Genomic DNA, 13303 nt, shown 5'->3' with positions numbered 1-13303 from the left:
GAGTGTTCAGCCGGGGTAAGGCTTAAAAACATTTAGGTATAGCCATCTAATTATGTCCTCGTCTTTTAAGATTGGAAGACGCAAGCTGTCGGATAATTGATGATCATGTTGATTGTATGTTCTTTTACTGTAATGGATGTAATGCATTCTTAAAATCCGCCGCCTATTTAATTTTGAATTTATTAAGCTGTTCATTTAATTGGATTGCTAATCCATCTAAATCTTTAGCGGAATTTGCGGTAATCTCAGTTGAAGCCAATTGTTCTTGTCCTGCAGCAGATAATTCTTCCGTACTTGCAGCAAAGTCTTCCACTTGTGATGTTAGGTCTTGAATTTGGTCAGATATCGTTTTTGAGTTTACGTTCACATCTCGAATAGCTTCTGCTGTTTGGTTAAAGCGGTTTACAATACCTTCATACATACTCTTGATATTTTCAAATGCGTCTTTGGTAACTTTTAATGCATCTCTTTGCTCATTCACTAATTTATTTGATTTGCTGATATTTGTAACAGCTAAATCTGTTTTGTTTGAAGTCTTTTCGATGATGGTTGTTATTTCGCCAGCTGAATTAGAAGTTTCTTCGGCCAGTTTTCTTATTTCATCTGCTACTACGGCGAATCCTTTACCCGCATCGCCAGCTTTTGCTGCTTCTATGGATGCATTCAGTGCTAATAAATTTGTCTGTTCGGTGATGGATTTAATAATGCCGACAAAACCCGATACTTGATTTATCATTTCTTTTAATTCATTTACTGAATGATTGACTTCATGTGAAACATGGAGGGTTTCATCCATCTTCTTCGTTTGCATATCGACACTTTTTTGACCTTCATTGATTGATTCTATCGATTTAGATGCTTGTTCGGCACTTTTGGACGTATTAGTAGCTATATCGTCCATAAGCGAGACCACATCCGAGAATGTCCTGCTTATACCGTTCATTGTCTCTGCTTCTTCTGCGTTTCCTGCAGCAAGTTGGTCCAAAGTAGTGACTACCTGTGTAATGGAGTTCACATTTTCATATGTATTCTTGGTAAGTTTATCTGAGTGGTTCGTAACAGTTGTTGAAAACATCTGAAGTTTGGAAATCATATCTTTGAGTGCTTTTCTTGTATCAAATAAAGCTTTTGCCATATCACCGGTTTGATCTTTTACTTTCAACAATCTATCTAAATCTTCGTCTGTATCCACCAAGTCTAAATCAGCTGTTTTCCCGGCAATCTCCGTTACTTTCTCAATGGGTTTTTCAATTGCTTTTCCTAATATATAAGATAAAATGACCCCAACGATCAGGGAAATAACCAAGCCCCATAATACAGGTGTCGGAATCATGAATCCTGATTGCATGTGCTGTACAGCTTCACCATTTGCGGTAGAAGCGGCTGAATCCTCACTGCCGTTATGCATGATCAGCGATGCACTTACGTTTATCACGGCAACTAGAACTGCATTTAATAAAGATAAGAGAATGATCTTTGTTGATATTTTTTTCATTTTCAATGGTCACCTACTAGTTATATTTGATTTACTCTACTAGTATAGCGTTGGTTTTTGTCGAAAATTGGATAATATGATGGAGAAAGTTAGGAAAAAAGAAGTATTTTTCGGGACTTTTTCAGGAGGGTAGATAGGTAAAAGGTCGCTCGCGTGGATTCATATATTATCTGAGGTATCACGGACAAAATGGGTGGAATGAATACAAAAAAGAGGCATAAATAAATTATGCCTCCGATTTGCTATCGTTTTCAACTATTTTAGTGGAGCATAGCGGGCTCGAACCGCTGACCTCTTCGCTGCCAGCGAAGCGCTCTCCCAGCTGAGCTAATGCCCCGTATAACTATATTGTTTCGTCACAAAAAATATTATAACGCTTCGCTCTCCTGCTGGCAATATCTTTTTCACAAGCACGATTGACGGACTCTATCGGCGGCTATGATATAATCTATATCATAAAAAGTCGATTTGGAGGACGATGCAGTGCGGTTTGTAAGTATAGATTTCGAGACGGCGAATCGGTATTGGTCCAGTGCTTGTTCGGTTGGTGTTGCTGTGGCGGATGAGACTGGTGTGATTGAAGAGTGGTACACCCTGATCAATCCGCTGATGGATTTTGAAGACCAGAATATCCAAGTTCATGGAATCCTTCCGCGTGATGTGGAGGATGCACCGACGTTCAAGGAAATCTGGCCGAAGCTTGGCAGCTATTTGGCAGGTAATGTCGTCATTGCGCATAATGCGAGCTTTGATATGGGTGTCATCCGTAAGGCGGTGGCACGTTTTGGTTTGGAGATGCCGGATTTTGATTATCTTTGTACGCGGATCATCGGTAAGAAGGTTTGGCCGGATATGGAGAACCATCGGCTTAATACATTGGCTGCCAGCAAGGAGATCAGCTTCGAGCATCATGATGCCATGGAAGATGCACGAGTGGCAGCGAATATCTTCCTTCATGCGATGGCTGATTCCGGAGTACAGAGTATCGAGGAGTTGACCAAAGTATTGAAGGTGAAGCAAAAAAGCATCCATGATACAAGCTCGTCTGGCAGCAGATCTCGTTACGGCAACATTAAGCCGCAAACGGATCAATTCGACCCGGCACATCCGTTCTACCGGAAGCAGGTGATGTTTACCGGAACGATGAAAGGTCTGAAACGGAAAGATGCCATCCAGAAGCTGGTTAACGTAGGCGGCGTGCATACAGACAAGATGGATGCGTCTACGCGCTATCTCGTCGTCGGGGCGAAGGATTATGAGAAGTTCGCTGCTGGCAAGAAAACGAGCAAGCTTGTGCAAGCGGAGCGAATGATCGAGAACGGGCGGCCATTGCGAATCATATCAGAAGAAAAATTCCTATCATTGGTGTAAGGAGTTCTCCTTCAAGGGGACTCCTGTTTTTATTGGAGGGATAATATGTTTGAAATAATGGAAACCGATACGTCGGCAAAGGAGTATAAACCATTGATGGAAAGATTATGCGATGCCTGCGACACATTCACTTTTGCTGTGCTGCCGAAAAAGATGATGGGTCAAAAGCAATCGCTCCATAAACTGCTGGATAGTCTTGAGCCGCATCTTCAAAAGATAGAATATACGAACGGTACACGGGCAAATCTATTCCATGCACATATATCTGTTGCGAATTATTATTATCTTATTAACAAAGAATCGGCGCACTTGATTACGAAGGCAGCTGATAGCCTTTTTCATTGGCAGCAGCCGAAGCTTCCGGAAGATCTGTCCTTTTTAAAGAAGGAGAAGGAGTATCTCGTGACAAACGGGCATGAAGGATATGCGATGCTTTTTGCAGAAGATATACATGTATTAGGACTTGGGGGTACAAAATGGAGCAGAAGCAATTAGAAAAGAAAACATTCGATTGGCGGTTATTCCTGGCATTGGTTAAGGAGACAAATCCGCCGCGGGGTATCGTCATTACGGCATTAATAATGAGTCTGTTGACGACAGGTGTCGGGTTCACTGTGCCGTTGTTCACAAAGAATCTGGTGGATGGATTCAGCGGTGAATCGTTTACTGGCGGTCAAATTGCCATCCTGGTAGTAGCATTCGTTCTGCAGGCGATTGCGAGTGGTTTGTCCATTTACCTGCTTGCTAGAGTCGGTCATCATGTGGTGGCGAAGCTGCGTGAGCGTTTATGGAAGAAGCTATTGCATCTGCCGATTCGTTTCCATCATAACAATGAAACAGGCGAGACGCTTAGCCGGGTGACAAATGACACGGCGATTGTAAAAGAGCTGATTACGGATCATCTGACCAGTTTTGTGACAGGTATCATATCGATTGTCGGCTCGATTATCATTTTGCTTATCCTCGACTGGAAGATGACGGTCGTCATGCTGCTGGCTGTTCCGATCGCCATCTTTATTATCATGGTGCTCGGACGCCAGATGTATCGGGTATCAAAAACGATGCAGGAAGAGACGGCTAAATTTACAGCGGTATTGAATCAAGTGCTCCCGGAAATGAAACTTGTCAAAGCTTCAAATGCAGAGCATGTCGAGCTGGAACGCGGTAACAAAGGTATCCGGACATTATTTACGTATGGATTGAAAGAAGCAAGAATCCAGGCGCTGCTTTCACCGCTCATGCTGTTCATCATGATGCTTCTGCTTGTGACGATCATCGGTTATGGCGGTGTCCGTGTTGCATCCGGTGCATTGTCAGCGGGCGACATGGTTGCTTTCATCTTGTATCTGTTCCAAATCATCATGCCGATGACCCAGTTATCCATGTTCTTCACTCACCTGCAAAAAGCGATGGGTGCGACTGAACGTATTTATGATGTTCTTGGGGAAGAGACAGAGGATGCAGATAAAGGGAAATCCATCCAGCGTGTGGATGGGGATTTGCATATCGAGCACGTGAGCTTCGCTTATCAGTCTGAACAAGTCTTGCATGATCTTAGTTTTACAGCTCCTGCTGGCAAGGTGACGGCCATTGCCGGACCGAGTGGCGGGGGGAAATCGACACTATTTGGCTTGCTGGAGCGGTATTACGAACCGACAGATGGGACAATTCGGCTTGATGATACACCTATCCAGGATTATAAGCTCCATGACTGGAGACGACAGATTGGCTACGTAGCCCAAGAAACAGCGCTGCTTTCCGGTACAATCCGTGAGAACATCTGTTATGGATTGGAGCGGGAGGTGTCGGATGAAGAACTCGAACGCGTATCGCAGATGGCTTATGCAAAGCAGTTCATCGAAGAGCTGCCTGATGGTTATGAAACGAAGGTAGGTGAACGGGGAGTCAAACTCTCTGGCGGACAGCGTCAACGCATAGCTATCGCCAGGGCGCTCTTACGTGATCCGCAGATACTGATGTTGGATGAAGCGACATCGAGTCTGGATAGCAGCTCGGAAATCTATGTCCAGCAAGCACTGCAAAATCTGATGCAGAATCGGACTACCTTTGTGATAGCGCACCGATTGTCGACAATTGTGGATGCCGACCAAATCGTGTTCATTGAAAAAGGAAGAATAACGGGTATCGGAACCCATGAAGCATTATTCAAGCAGCATGATCTGTATCGTGAGTTCGCATCACAGCAGCAGCTCTTGGCGGGTAAAATGGAATAAATGGAATGCTCTTTTCGCATAATAGACGAAAAGGGGGTTCTGTCATGCCGAAGAAAAAGCCCAATAATGATCACCAATTCAAAGAAAATAAGAACCATGGCGAAAAGCGGAACGGTCGATTGAGTCAGTTCAAGAATAACGTCAATGGGTCAGGCGATGCGGAAAACGAATATATTTCCGCCAAAGAAGACTAAAAAGCAGCTGCCTCCAATGAGAGGCAGCTGCTTTTTTCATTTCATCCAATTAACGAGCATAAACAAAATCGGCAAGACAAAAATCAACGAAGATGTCGTAACGATCCAATTGGAGTTGGCCAGCTCCATATCCAGATTATACAGCCTCGGCGGCACGAGTGAAGCGACTGCAGGCGGCATGGCGGACATGATGAGGAGTACTTGCAAAAGAATGCCGTCATACAGGTTGCCAAGACCAATCAAGTAGGCGCTGCCTGTGATGACAAGCGGAACAGCCAGGAACTTAACCGGGATCAGCCAAACGCTGAGATTCCAGTATTTTTTAACTGAAGCAATACGCATGCTGAAGCCGATCGGAACCAATAGCAGGATGGAAGCCAATGCAACAAGTGCTGAATTGCTTGCCCCCAGCCATTCAAATCTATCGATTGGAGATAAGTTCAGTACAGCTCCGATGATAATCGAACAGAAAGTGATCATGATGAATGGATCTTTCACAATCCGCATCACACGTGAACCCGATGTATTCTCCTCGATTGATCCGTATGATTTTGCAATCGGATAAATGATCGTATAATACGTGAATTCCTCGAGTAATCGGAACATGGCTGCATAGGCGACCGCTTCTTCGCCAATGAAGAGTACACAAAAGAGCACACCGAAGCTACCTAGGTTCAGAAATGCACCAGATACAAACATGGAACCAATCTGGTCTTTTGGAAGCTGTCTCCATTTAGAATATAGCAATGCCAAACCAGCACCAAGAAAAATGGTTACGATCCCGAAAACCGGTAAGTAAATCAGCCTGACATTGGTCAGGTCAGCTGACCAAAAGGCACTGATTAAGATGATGGGATTCAGGACGAGCAAAACGACCCGAATCAATGTGTTCATAAAATAATTGAGCGAGAACCACTCCGGCAAACGATATTTCTTGGCGATGATCCGGATGGTCCTGCCGATGATGAGTCCGATAAGAATGATGGATATGGCGTAAATGAAGCTTCCGATAAAAATCATACCTCCTTTCAGCTAAAAATGCTACGTGATGTATTCCCTAATTTCTATTATATACAGCATTCTTAATTGTATCGATATTGCTTTGTATTGTCTAAAGAAATTAGTAAATTGGACTTGTATAAAAAAACACCTGTCATGACAGACAGGTGTTTCAAATTATTTATCCTCTTTCTCTGAGCGGTTATTATAATCATAATCGCTCGGATTTACAGGCGTCCATCCTTCTGGATCGTAGAAGCGGAGCAGGTCGCCATAGAGGATTTTGTCATTGAGACTTAATTTCTCGGCTAATTTATCTTTTTCGGACTCGATTTCTTTGATCTTATCTTCGTCTTCGATTACTTCACCGGTTTTTGTATCATAATAATCATCACCAAGTACTGTGTAATCTTTACTGATGAAGTCACCGTTTCGGAGGCCGACTACACCGTTATGCTCTTCGGATAATAAATCTGTACCGAACTGGATATATTTCGAAGAGTCGATGCCAAGCAAATGTTCAAGTGTCGGAAGAACATCAAGTTCACCGCCGTACGTGTGGTTCACGCCGCCTTCAAGTCCTGGTGCCTTGATCATAAGCGGAACACGCTGCAATTGTGCATTCTCATAATCGGTAATTTCTTTACCTGTGATTTGCTCCATTGCTTTATTATGGTTCGTTGAGATACCGTAATGGTCCCCGTAAAGCAGGATGACGGAATTGTCATACAAGCCGGATTCCTTCAAGTCATTGAAGAATTGCTCAAGTGCTTCATCCAGGTAACGTGCTGTCTGGAAGTAGTTATCAACAGTGGAATCACCTGTTGTGGCTTTATCGATCGTTGCATCCTCTGGATCAAGCGTGAACGGATAATGGTTCGTCAGCGTGATCATATGGGCATAGAACGGCTGCTCGAGTGATTCAAGCAACGGCATGGATTCCTCGAAGAAAGGCTTGTCCTTCAGACCGTAGTTAACGGAGTTCTCCATGTTGTAATACGTGGAATCGAAGAAATGATCGACTCCGAACTGTTTGTAAATTTCATCACGATTCCAGAATGTTTTCTCGTCACCGTGGAACACTGCACTTGTATAGCCTTGCTCCTGATTAAGGATGGCAGGCGCTGCTTGGTATGTGTTCGTTCCTTTTACAGAAAAGGCTGACCCTTGCGGAAGTCCGTAAAGGGAGTTATCCATCAATAGCTCCGCGTCGGCTGTCTTCCCTTGTTCTGTCTGGTGGAAGAAGTTGTCGAAATAAGTGATTTCTTGATCATTTACAAGTGAATTCAAGAATGGCGTTACTTCTTCGCCATTCAATTTGTAATTGATCAAGAAGCTTTGGAAACTTTCCAAATGAATCTTGATGACGTTCATGCCTTCTGCTTTTCCGAAATACTCTGGATTCGGTTCTGCATAATTTTTGTCGACGAATTCCTTCACTTCCGTTACATCATTGGGACTTGCCATTACTCGCTGAGTGGAAGTTTTTGCATTTTGCACAGCATCATAGATTGTATAGTTATATGGTCCAAGGTATTTCACCAAGTACGTACGGTCAAATGTACGCTGCAAAAGCTGCGGACGATCGATCTCAGCCAATCCAAGATTGACTGCGAAAAGAGCGACACCGGAAATGATGACCATAGCTGTCTTCCGGAAAGCGAGACGCTCGGTAGTCCAGTTCTTCCTTGTGTAAACATACAATACAATCAACAGGATGATGTCCAGGAAGTAGATGAAATCAAAGCCTTCCATCAGCCCGAAGATGCTGCCGCCCATACCGGAACTTAAGTTATCTGTCTGCTTTAAAGTTGGCAGCGTAATGAAATCATTAAAGAATCGGTAGTACAGGACATTGGCATAAAGCAGGAAGCTCATGAAGAAATCGATGACTAGCAGCCAGATTCCCATCCGCTTGCCCTTTGCCAGGAATGCGAGTCCGAGGAACACGATGCTCGCACTGAATGGGTTGATTACGAGCAGGAATTCCTGCATGGCATTCGTTATATCTAAATTAAATTCCGTTTGGTAGGTTAAATACGTCTTGGCCCATAAGAAAATAACGGCCAGCGCAAAAAATCCTTTCCTTGAAGCCAGAAGCTTCTTCATTATCTTTCACCTCTTCATTTTCTTATCAGGCGTCTATTGAATTAAACAACGACATTGATTCTATCAAATTTACAAACTTAAATACAACTAAAACCCAGAAACAATATTGGGGCTCATAATCTATAAATATAACAGATTCCTCTGAAAAAGCAAAATGGGATATTTAACCATAAAAAAAGAGTGCGTCTGCACTCTTTTTTTACAAAGCACCTATCCGGGTGTCAATTGGCTGCTGGTGTTTCCATTGCTTGTAAGCTGCTACATCTTGCTGTATTTGCTTAAAAGTGAAAGCGATAAGCGCAACATCATCAAGCAGTCCGCCTGGAATGAAATCAGGGACAAAATCAATCGGGCTCAGGAAGTAAAGGAAAGTTGCAGCTATCATAAGCAATGACTTTTTCGGCAGCTGGCTGTAAGCACCTTTGCGCCAGTCACGGAGCATGTCCACCATCAACTGCAAGTCCGACCATATTTCTGCAAGTTTTCCTTTGTTATCTGTCGCTTTCGTCGATACATTTGCAAGGAGCTCCTTCGATTTTTCCTTATCCTGCAGCAATGCTTTTGCCTTCGGTGTGTAAGCATGCCGTTTCTCCAGGAGCTGTGTTAGGTTCCATTTCATAAGGTGTGCCTCCTTGTTACCTTCTCCATTCTATTATGAGGAACAATTCCCCATCATGCAAGGAAGGGGCATTCAATCTATTTTCTTGACTAACACCCGATACCGTTCCGGCAGCGTGTCTTTTGCCTTTACTTCCTGCATGAAGGATTCCGCCGCTTCATATGTGTCAAAAGTGAACACTTCTCCGTCCTTTCCGACGAATTCAAGCTTCACTTGGTTCGAGTCAACTGCAATGACTTTGAACATATTGTTCTCCTTTCGAATGTGCCCAGCACCATTCGGCACTGGCAGAAAGAGCTGAGTTAACAGGGATTTCCAGCTCGAATAAAATAATTACAATGGAAAATTGGAGTGAATAATAGTTCACTTATATATTATAAATAAAGTGGGCAAAGAGAGAAAGCGCGAATATCATAAACGGGGAAAAGCAGGCAGCGGGGGGCTGCCTGCTTTTCTGTTGTTGTTAGAAATAGATGTGGCGAGACGAATAAAATATGTGGGAGGTAAAGTTGTTAGAAAACATATTTTTTCGTTCTCAACTATATAGACGTAAGTAAGCAGCCGATGGTTTCATTTTTTAAAGAATTTTTTTAAGTTCCAGTTAGTTCAACAATTACATAAAAAAGAGATTGGTTCCATGCAAATGAGTGGAGGGAATATCGAGGTGGAATCAGTGTTAGCCCCATCTATCGAGAGTCCGACCGCTATGGCTTACATATAACTGCGTTTGGTATTCGTGTTGGTTCCGAGCTCGAATGTGTAGCATGGAGGAATCACAACGAAAAAAGACTATATCATCGTCATGAACCAATGGAAATCTTATGAAACTGGTTCTGATGAAGAACTCGAAGAAGGTGATCAAGTTGTCATTCCATTCAACATGGCTGCCGTTTCAAGACGGAGGGATATCATCGAAAGGAGCATACAAGCTAGTTGATGAAATCAAAGTACCATTGAATCCATAAAGAAAGGAGCTGCCAAGGGCAGCTCCATATTAGTTAGTATTGGTTGGTTCCTCATATAAATGTGATCTCTTCTTGAACCAATGGAAGGTGTGGGTAACGATTACCTTCAGAATTGCATATCCAGGTACAGCGAGGATGACGCCGACTACACCGAATAGATTTCCGGCTGTCAGGATAACGAAAATGATGGTAATCGGGTGAACCCGTATGTTCCGACCCATAATCTGAGGTGTAATCAGCTTTCCTTCCACTAACTGAACAATCGTCCATACAACAATCAGCTTCAAAAGCATGAACGGCGAAGTGACAATCGCGATGATGATTGCGGGTGTAATGGCGATTGCAGGACCAAGATAAGGAACGACACTTGTGAATGCTGCAATGACAGCAAGTACCGGGGCGTAATCAAGTCCAATGATCAAATAACCAATATACAGCAAAACACCAATGACGAAGCTTACGATGATCTGACCTCGTATGTAGGAACTGATCTGATGATTCATCTCGGACATCACTTCATAAGTTTGACTGCGGAATCGTACCGGAAGCAATTTCAAGATATAGACCGGCAGTTTCTTGCCATCTTTCAATAAATAGAAGAGGATGAAAGGCACTGTCACGATGGAGATGATTACTTCCGTAACTGCACCGACGAAGCTAGTCAAATTAGAGAACAGATTATTCAGCATGCTTGTTCCGCGAGTCTGTAATTCATTCAGTATCTGGTTGAAATCGAAATTGCCTGATTGCTGAATCTGATTGACGATATTGCTCCCTGTTATGGATTGGACCATGTCAATGCCTTGTTCAAAGTATTCCGTGCTATTGTCGATCAGACTCAATGTCTGTTCTTTCAAAACCGGAATCACAGAGCTGATGAGAATGGTCAGCAATCCGATGATGACAAGGTAGAGGACAATGATGGAATATACGCGCTTTATACGCCTTTTCTCCAAGTAATTGACGATCGGCACTGTCAAATAATAGACAATACCAGTTAATATGATGGGCAATATCACTGTTTTCACGACAACGACAATTGGTGTGAAAATGAATGATACACGCGAATAAACTAGTATATTCAGCCCGATGATGAAAAGAATCAGCATCGCGATGACAAATTTATTATTCAGGAAGAACTTACTGAACTTCCCCTGTTTGTTACGCTGTAAGTCTTGCATGGCAATCCTCTCCTCTTTGGCCCGCTGTTCCTTAATTCTAGTGTTCTATCATTATAGCCCAATATGAAGGCAAATAACCGTCATATTTATTTTAATCCTATGGAACAAATTAATCTACTCACGTACTCTAATGTAAGCGGGAAACAGGCAGATATTTTTATCGGCTTAATTATCAACAATGTTATAAACAATATCTTAATTATAAAATAAACGAAAAATTGACTTATGCATATTATCCACACGTCTTGAAATGGTAATTGTGCACAAGTCAAATAATAATCTGTTTGGCTTCTTTGCTTCCATATCAGGGAATATTATAAAGCTTGTTCCAATGCTTCGGATAAGCTGGCGAAACGGAAGTGGTATCCATTGTCGATTGCTTTTTTCGGATAGACACATTGTCCTTCCAGAACCAAAATGCTCATCTCACCTAATGCTTTTTCGACAACCAGTGCCGGTGTTGTCGTCCAATAAGGGCGGCGCAGCGTCATTGCTAGTGTTTTGCTGAAATCTTTGTTCCGGCGCGGAGAAGGTGCAGTGACATTCAATGGTCCTTCGATCGACTCATTATCAATTGCATATGCAATCAAACCTGCAGCGTCCTGTACATGAATCCAGGACAGCCATTGCTCTCCGCTGCCGATCTTTCCGCCTGCGAAATAACGGAAAGGCAGCTGCATAAGCGGCAAGGCTCCCTTGTCACCCAACACGATTCCAAGACGTGCAAACACGGTGCGGACCCCAAAATCTTTTGCTTGCTTAGCAGACTCTTCCCAATCGTAAGTCACGTCTGCCAAAAAATCTTGACCTCGTTTCTGTGTATCCTCTGTGAAGGCATCCTGTTCGCTCGTCCCGTAATAGCCCACTGCAGACCCGCTAACAAAAACTTTTGGCTTTATTGACATTTTTCCCATCATATCGACCAGTGTTTCGGTGGCTTCCAAACGACTGCTCCGTATCTGCGCTTTTTTCTCCGTCGTCCACTTGCCAAAAAGGCTGGTTCCAGCTAAATTGACAACCGCATCAATTTGGGGAAGCTGGGATAGAGGATCAAATCCTTTCTTGAGCCACCCAACATAAGTGACTTGCTTTGTGTCGAGCTTTTGCTCAGGTGAACGAGTAAGGATATATACATGATGCCCTTTCTCGATCAGAGTCTCTGCCAGTTGTTTCCCGACGAATCCTGTTCCGCCGCTGATGACGATATTCATATCTGCATCCTCCTTCTATATGGTTAAGCTTACAATTTTGCATGACGCCATTTCGTGGTAGAATAAAGACACAAGAGGTGTCGAAAATGGTGAAAATCACGAGAATCACGACCCAAAAAAATACAATCGGACGTTATAATGTCTTTATCGATGAAGGTGAAGGCGAGAAGTTCGGCTTTGGCCTTGATGAGGATATCCTGATTTCAAGCGGTATCACCAAAGGACAGGAAATATCCGAAGAATCGCTGCAGACCATCATCGAAAAAGATACGGCGCATAAATGTTTTACCCTGGCTTTACAATATTTAAGCTACCGGATGCGTTCAAAAAAAGAAATAAGAAGTTATCTGCTCAAAAAAGAACAGAATCCGACACATATCGAAGAAGCCTTGAACAGACTTGACGAACAAGGTTATATAGACGATGCTGCCTTTGCTGGTGCTTTTGTCCGGACGAAAGTGAACACGACGAGCAAAGGACCGCTTGTCATCCGGAAAGAATTGCAGGAAAAAGGGGTTACGGGTGCAGCTGCAGACCAAGCGATGGCGTATTATACGTTTGACAAAGAACTTCAAAAAGCCACCAAGCTAGCCGGCAGCAAACTGCATACCAAAGCGAAGAAATCGCATCAGGAGAAAATCCAGCTTGCCCAGCAGCAATTGCTTTCAAAGGGTTTCTCCAGTGCTGCTGCCAAGGAAGCTGTATCACTGGCATTGGAAGATACCGATCAGGATACAGATGCTGAGCTTGAGGCTGTCAGATTTCAAGGCGATAAGCTTTGGCGCAAGTATTCGCAAAAAGCAGAAGGCTACGAACTCGATCAAAAGATCAAGATGGCGCTTTACCGAAAAGGCTTCCCGATGGACTTGATCCAAAAATATATCGAGGAAGCGAAAGAAAAAGACCTTTATTAGCGGAAAGCAGG

Annotated in this window: 13 protein-coding genes and 1 tRNA gene; 6 read left to right on the top strand and 8 right to left on the bottom strand. The window is 43.3% G+C overall.

Features of this window, described 5'->3' with window-relative positions; all coding sequences use genetic code 11:
- Nucleotides 1–163: 163 nt before the first annotated feature.
- Both AB1K91_RS16470 and AB1K91_RS16465 read right to left on the bottom strand, forming a co-directional pair.
- Nucleotides 164–1495 carry a methyl-accepting chemotaxis protein gene (locus AB1K91_RS16470; protein WP_413091414.1) on the bottom strand — a complete coding sequence of 444 codons (1332 nt, stop codon included), beginning with the start codon at nucleotides 1493–1495 and terminating at the stop codon, nucleotides 164–166.
- Nucleotides 1496–1759: 264 nt separating this feature from the next.
- Nucleotides 1760–1832, bottom strand: a tRNA-Ala gene (locus AB1K91_RS16465).
- Nucleotides 1833–1978: 146 nt separating this feature from the next.
- On the opposite strand from AB1K91_RS16465, the gene AB1K91_RS16460 reads away from it, so the two are divergent.
- The 4 genes from AB1K91_RS16460 to AB1K91_RS16445 are packed head-to-tail and all read left to right on the top strand — an operon-like array spanning nucleotide 1979 to nucleotide 5294.
- Nucleotides 1979–2866, top strand: a complete 888-nt coding sequence (locus tag AB1K91_RS16460) for an exonuclease domain-containing protein (protein WP_413091412.1) — start codon at nucleotides 1979–1981, stop codon at nucleotides 2864–2866.
- A 45-nt stretch (nucleotides 2867–2911) separates the two neighbouring features.
- Nucleotides 2912–3361, top strand: coding sequence for a hypothetical protein (locus AB1K91_RS16455; protein ID WP_413091410.1), 450 nt, complete (start codon nucleotides 2912–2914; stop codon nucleotides 3359–3361).
- Nucleotides 3343–5100 carry an ABC transporter ATP-binding protein gene (locus AB1K91_RS16450; protein WP_413091408.1) on the top strand — a complete coding sequence of 586 codons (1758 nt, stop codon included), beginning with the start codon at nucleotides 3343–3345 and terminating at the stop codon, nucleotides 5098–5100. Before AB1K91_RS16455 ends, AB1K91_RS16450 begins: the two co-directional genes overlap by 19 nt.
- A gap of 44 nt (nucleotides 5101–5144) precedes the next feature.
- Nucleotides 5145–5294 (top strand): hypothetical protein, encoded by a 150-nt coding sequence (locus AB1K91_RS16445; RefSeq protein ID WP_198946020.1) that lies wholly within the window; start codon nucleotides 5145–5147, stop codon nucleotides 5292–5294.
- A gap of 36 nt (nucleotides 5295–5330) precedes the next feature.
- Here the strand turns inward: AB1K91_RS16445 and AB1K91_RS16440 are convergent, their stop codons facing one another.
- The 4 genes from AB1K91_RS16440 to AB1K91_RS16425 all read right to left on the bottom strand — a co-directional run bounded on the left by AB1K91_RS16440 (nucleotide 5331) and on the right by AB1K91_RS16425 (nucleotide 9267).
- Nucleotides 5331–6314 carry an AEC family transporter gene (locus tag AB1K91_RS16440; RefSeq protein ID WP_413091406.1) on the bottom strand — a complete coding sequence of 328 codons (984 nt, stop codon included), beginning with the start codon at nucleotides 6312–6314 and terminating at the stop codon, nucleotides 5331–5333.
- Between the two features lie 156 nt (nucleotides 6315–6470).
- Nucleotides 6471–8402: a lipoteichoic acid synthase gene (gene ltaS / locus AB1K91_RS16435; protein WP_413091404.1), complete on the bottom strand. Its 1932-nt coding sequence runs from the start codon at nucleotides 8400–8402 to the stop codon at nucleotides 6471–6473.
- Nucleotides 8403–8601: 199 nt separating this feature from the next.
- Nucleotides 8602–9021, bottom strand: a complete 420-nt coding sequence (locus tag AB1K91_RS16430; protein WP_413091402.1) for a YkvA family protein — start codon at nucleotides 9019–9021, stop codon at nucleotides 8602–8604.
- 72 nt (nucleotides 9022–9093) lie between these two features.
- Nucleotides 9094–9267, bottom strand: a complete 174-nt coding sequence (locus AB1K91_RS16425; RefSeq protein WP_413091400.1) for a hypothetical protein — start codon at nucleotides 9265–9267, stop codon at nucleotides 9094–9096.
- Nucleotides 9268–9823: 556 nt separating this feature from the next.
- Between AB1K91_RS16425 and AB1K91_RS16420 the strand changes: the two genes are divergently transcribed.
- Nucleotides 9824–9958, top strand: a complete 135-nt coding sequence (locus AB1K91_RS16420; protein ID WP_413091399.1) for a hypothetical protein — start codon at nucleotides 9824–9826, stop codon at nucleotides 9956–9958.
- 57 nt (nucleotides 9959–10015) lie between these two features.
- Here AB1K91_RS16420 and AB1K91_RS16415 read toward each other — a convergent pair whose 3' ends face one another.
- Complete coding sequence (locus tag AB1K91_RS16415) at nucleotides 10016–11167, bottom strand: AI-2E family transporter (protein WP_413091398.1); 1152 nt, start codon at nucleotides 11165–11167, stop codon at nucleotides 10016–10018.
- Between the two features lie 314 nt (nucleotides 11168–11481).
- Nucleotides 11482–12378 carry a TIGR01777 family oxidoreductase gene (locus AB1K91_RS16410; RefSeq protein ID WP_413091396.1) on the bottom strand — a complete coding sequence of 299 codons (897 nt, stop codon included), beginning with the start codon at nucleotides 12376–12378 and terminating at the stop codon, nucleotides 11482–11484.
- 86 nt (nucleotides 12379–12464) lie between these two features.
- Here AB1K91_RS16410 and recX point away from each other — a divergent pair, with 86 nt between their 5' ends.
- Nucleotides 12465–13292, top strand: coding sequence for a recombination regulator RecX (gene recX, locus AB1K91_RS16405; protein WP_413091394.1), 828 nt, complete (start codon nucleotides 12465–12467; stop codon nucleotides 13290–13292).
- Nucleotides 13293–13303: the final 11 nt, after the last annotated feature.

The organism is Terribacillus jepli, assembly GCF_047228925.1.
In the GTDB taxonomy this organism is placed as follows: Bacteria; Bacillota; Bacilli; order Bacillales; family Amphibacillaceae; genus Terribacillus.
Note: the sequence above shows the minus strand (reverse complement) of the source record. Positions and strands in the feature narration are given on the sequence as shown.

Coding starts and splice junctions, on each gene's coding strand:
- AB1K91_RS16420 (WP_413091399.1), top strand. CDS start 9,824: ATGAACCAATGGAAATCTTATGAAACTGGTTCTGATGAAGAACTCGAA.
- AB1K91_RS16425 (WP_413091400.1), bottom strand. CDS start 9,267: ATGTTCAAAGTCATTGCAGTTGACTCGAACCAAGTGAAGCTTGAATTC.
- ltaS (WP_413091404.1), bottom strand. CDS start 8,402: ATGAAGAAGCTTCTGGCTTCAAGGAAAGGATTTTTTGCGCTGGCCGTT.
- AB1K91_RS16430 (WP_413091402.1), bottom strand. CDS start 9,021: ATGAAATGGAACCTAACACAGCTCCTGGAGAAACGGCATGCTTACACA.
- AB1K91_RS16410 (WP_413091396.1), bottom strand. CDS start 12,378: ATGAATATCGTCATCAGCGGCGGAACAGGATTCGTCGGGAAACAACTG.
- AB1K91_RS16415 (WP_413091398.1), bottom strand. CDS start 11,167: ATGCAAGACTTACAGCGTAACAAACAGGGGAAGTTCAGTAAGTTCTTC.
- recX (WP_413091394.1), top strand. CDS start 12,465: ATGGTGAAAATCACGAGAATCACGACCCAAAAAAATACAATCGGACGT.
- AB1K91_RS16470 (WP_413091414.1), bottom strand. CDS start 1,495: ATGAAAAAAATATCAACAAAGATCATTCTCTTATCTTTATTAAATGCA.
- AB1K91_RS16440 (WP_413091406.1), bottom strand. CDS start 6,314: ATGATTTTTATCGGAAGCTTCATTTACGCCATATCCATCATTCTTATC.
- AB1K91_RS16455 (WP_413091410.1), top strand. CDS start 2,912: ATGTTTGAAATAATGGAAACCGATACGTCGGCAAAGGAGTATAAACCA.
- AB1K91_RS16450 (WP_413091408.1), top strand. CDS start 3,343: ATGGAGCAGAAGCAATTAGAAAAGAAAACATTCGATTGGCGGTTATTC.
- AB1K91_RS16445 (WP_198946020.1), top strand. CDS start 5,145: ATGCCGAAGAAAAAGCCCAATAATGATCACCAATTCAAAGAAAATAAG.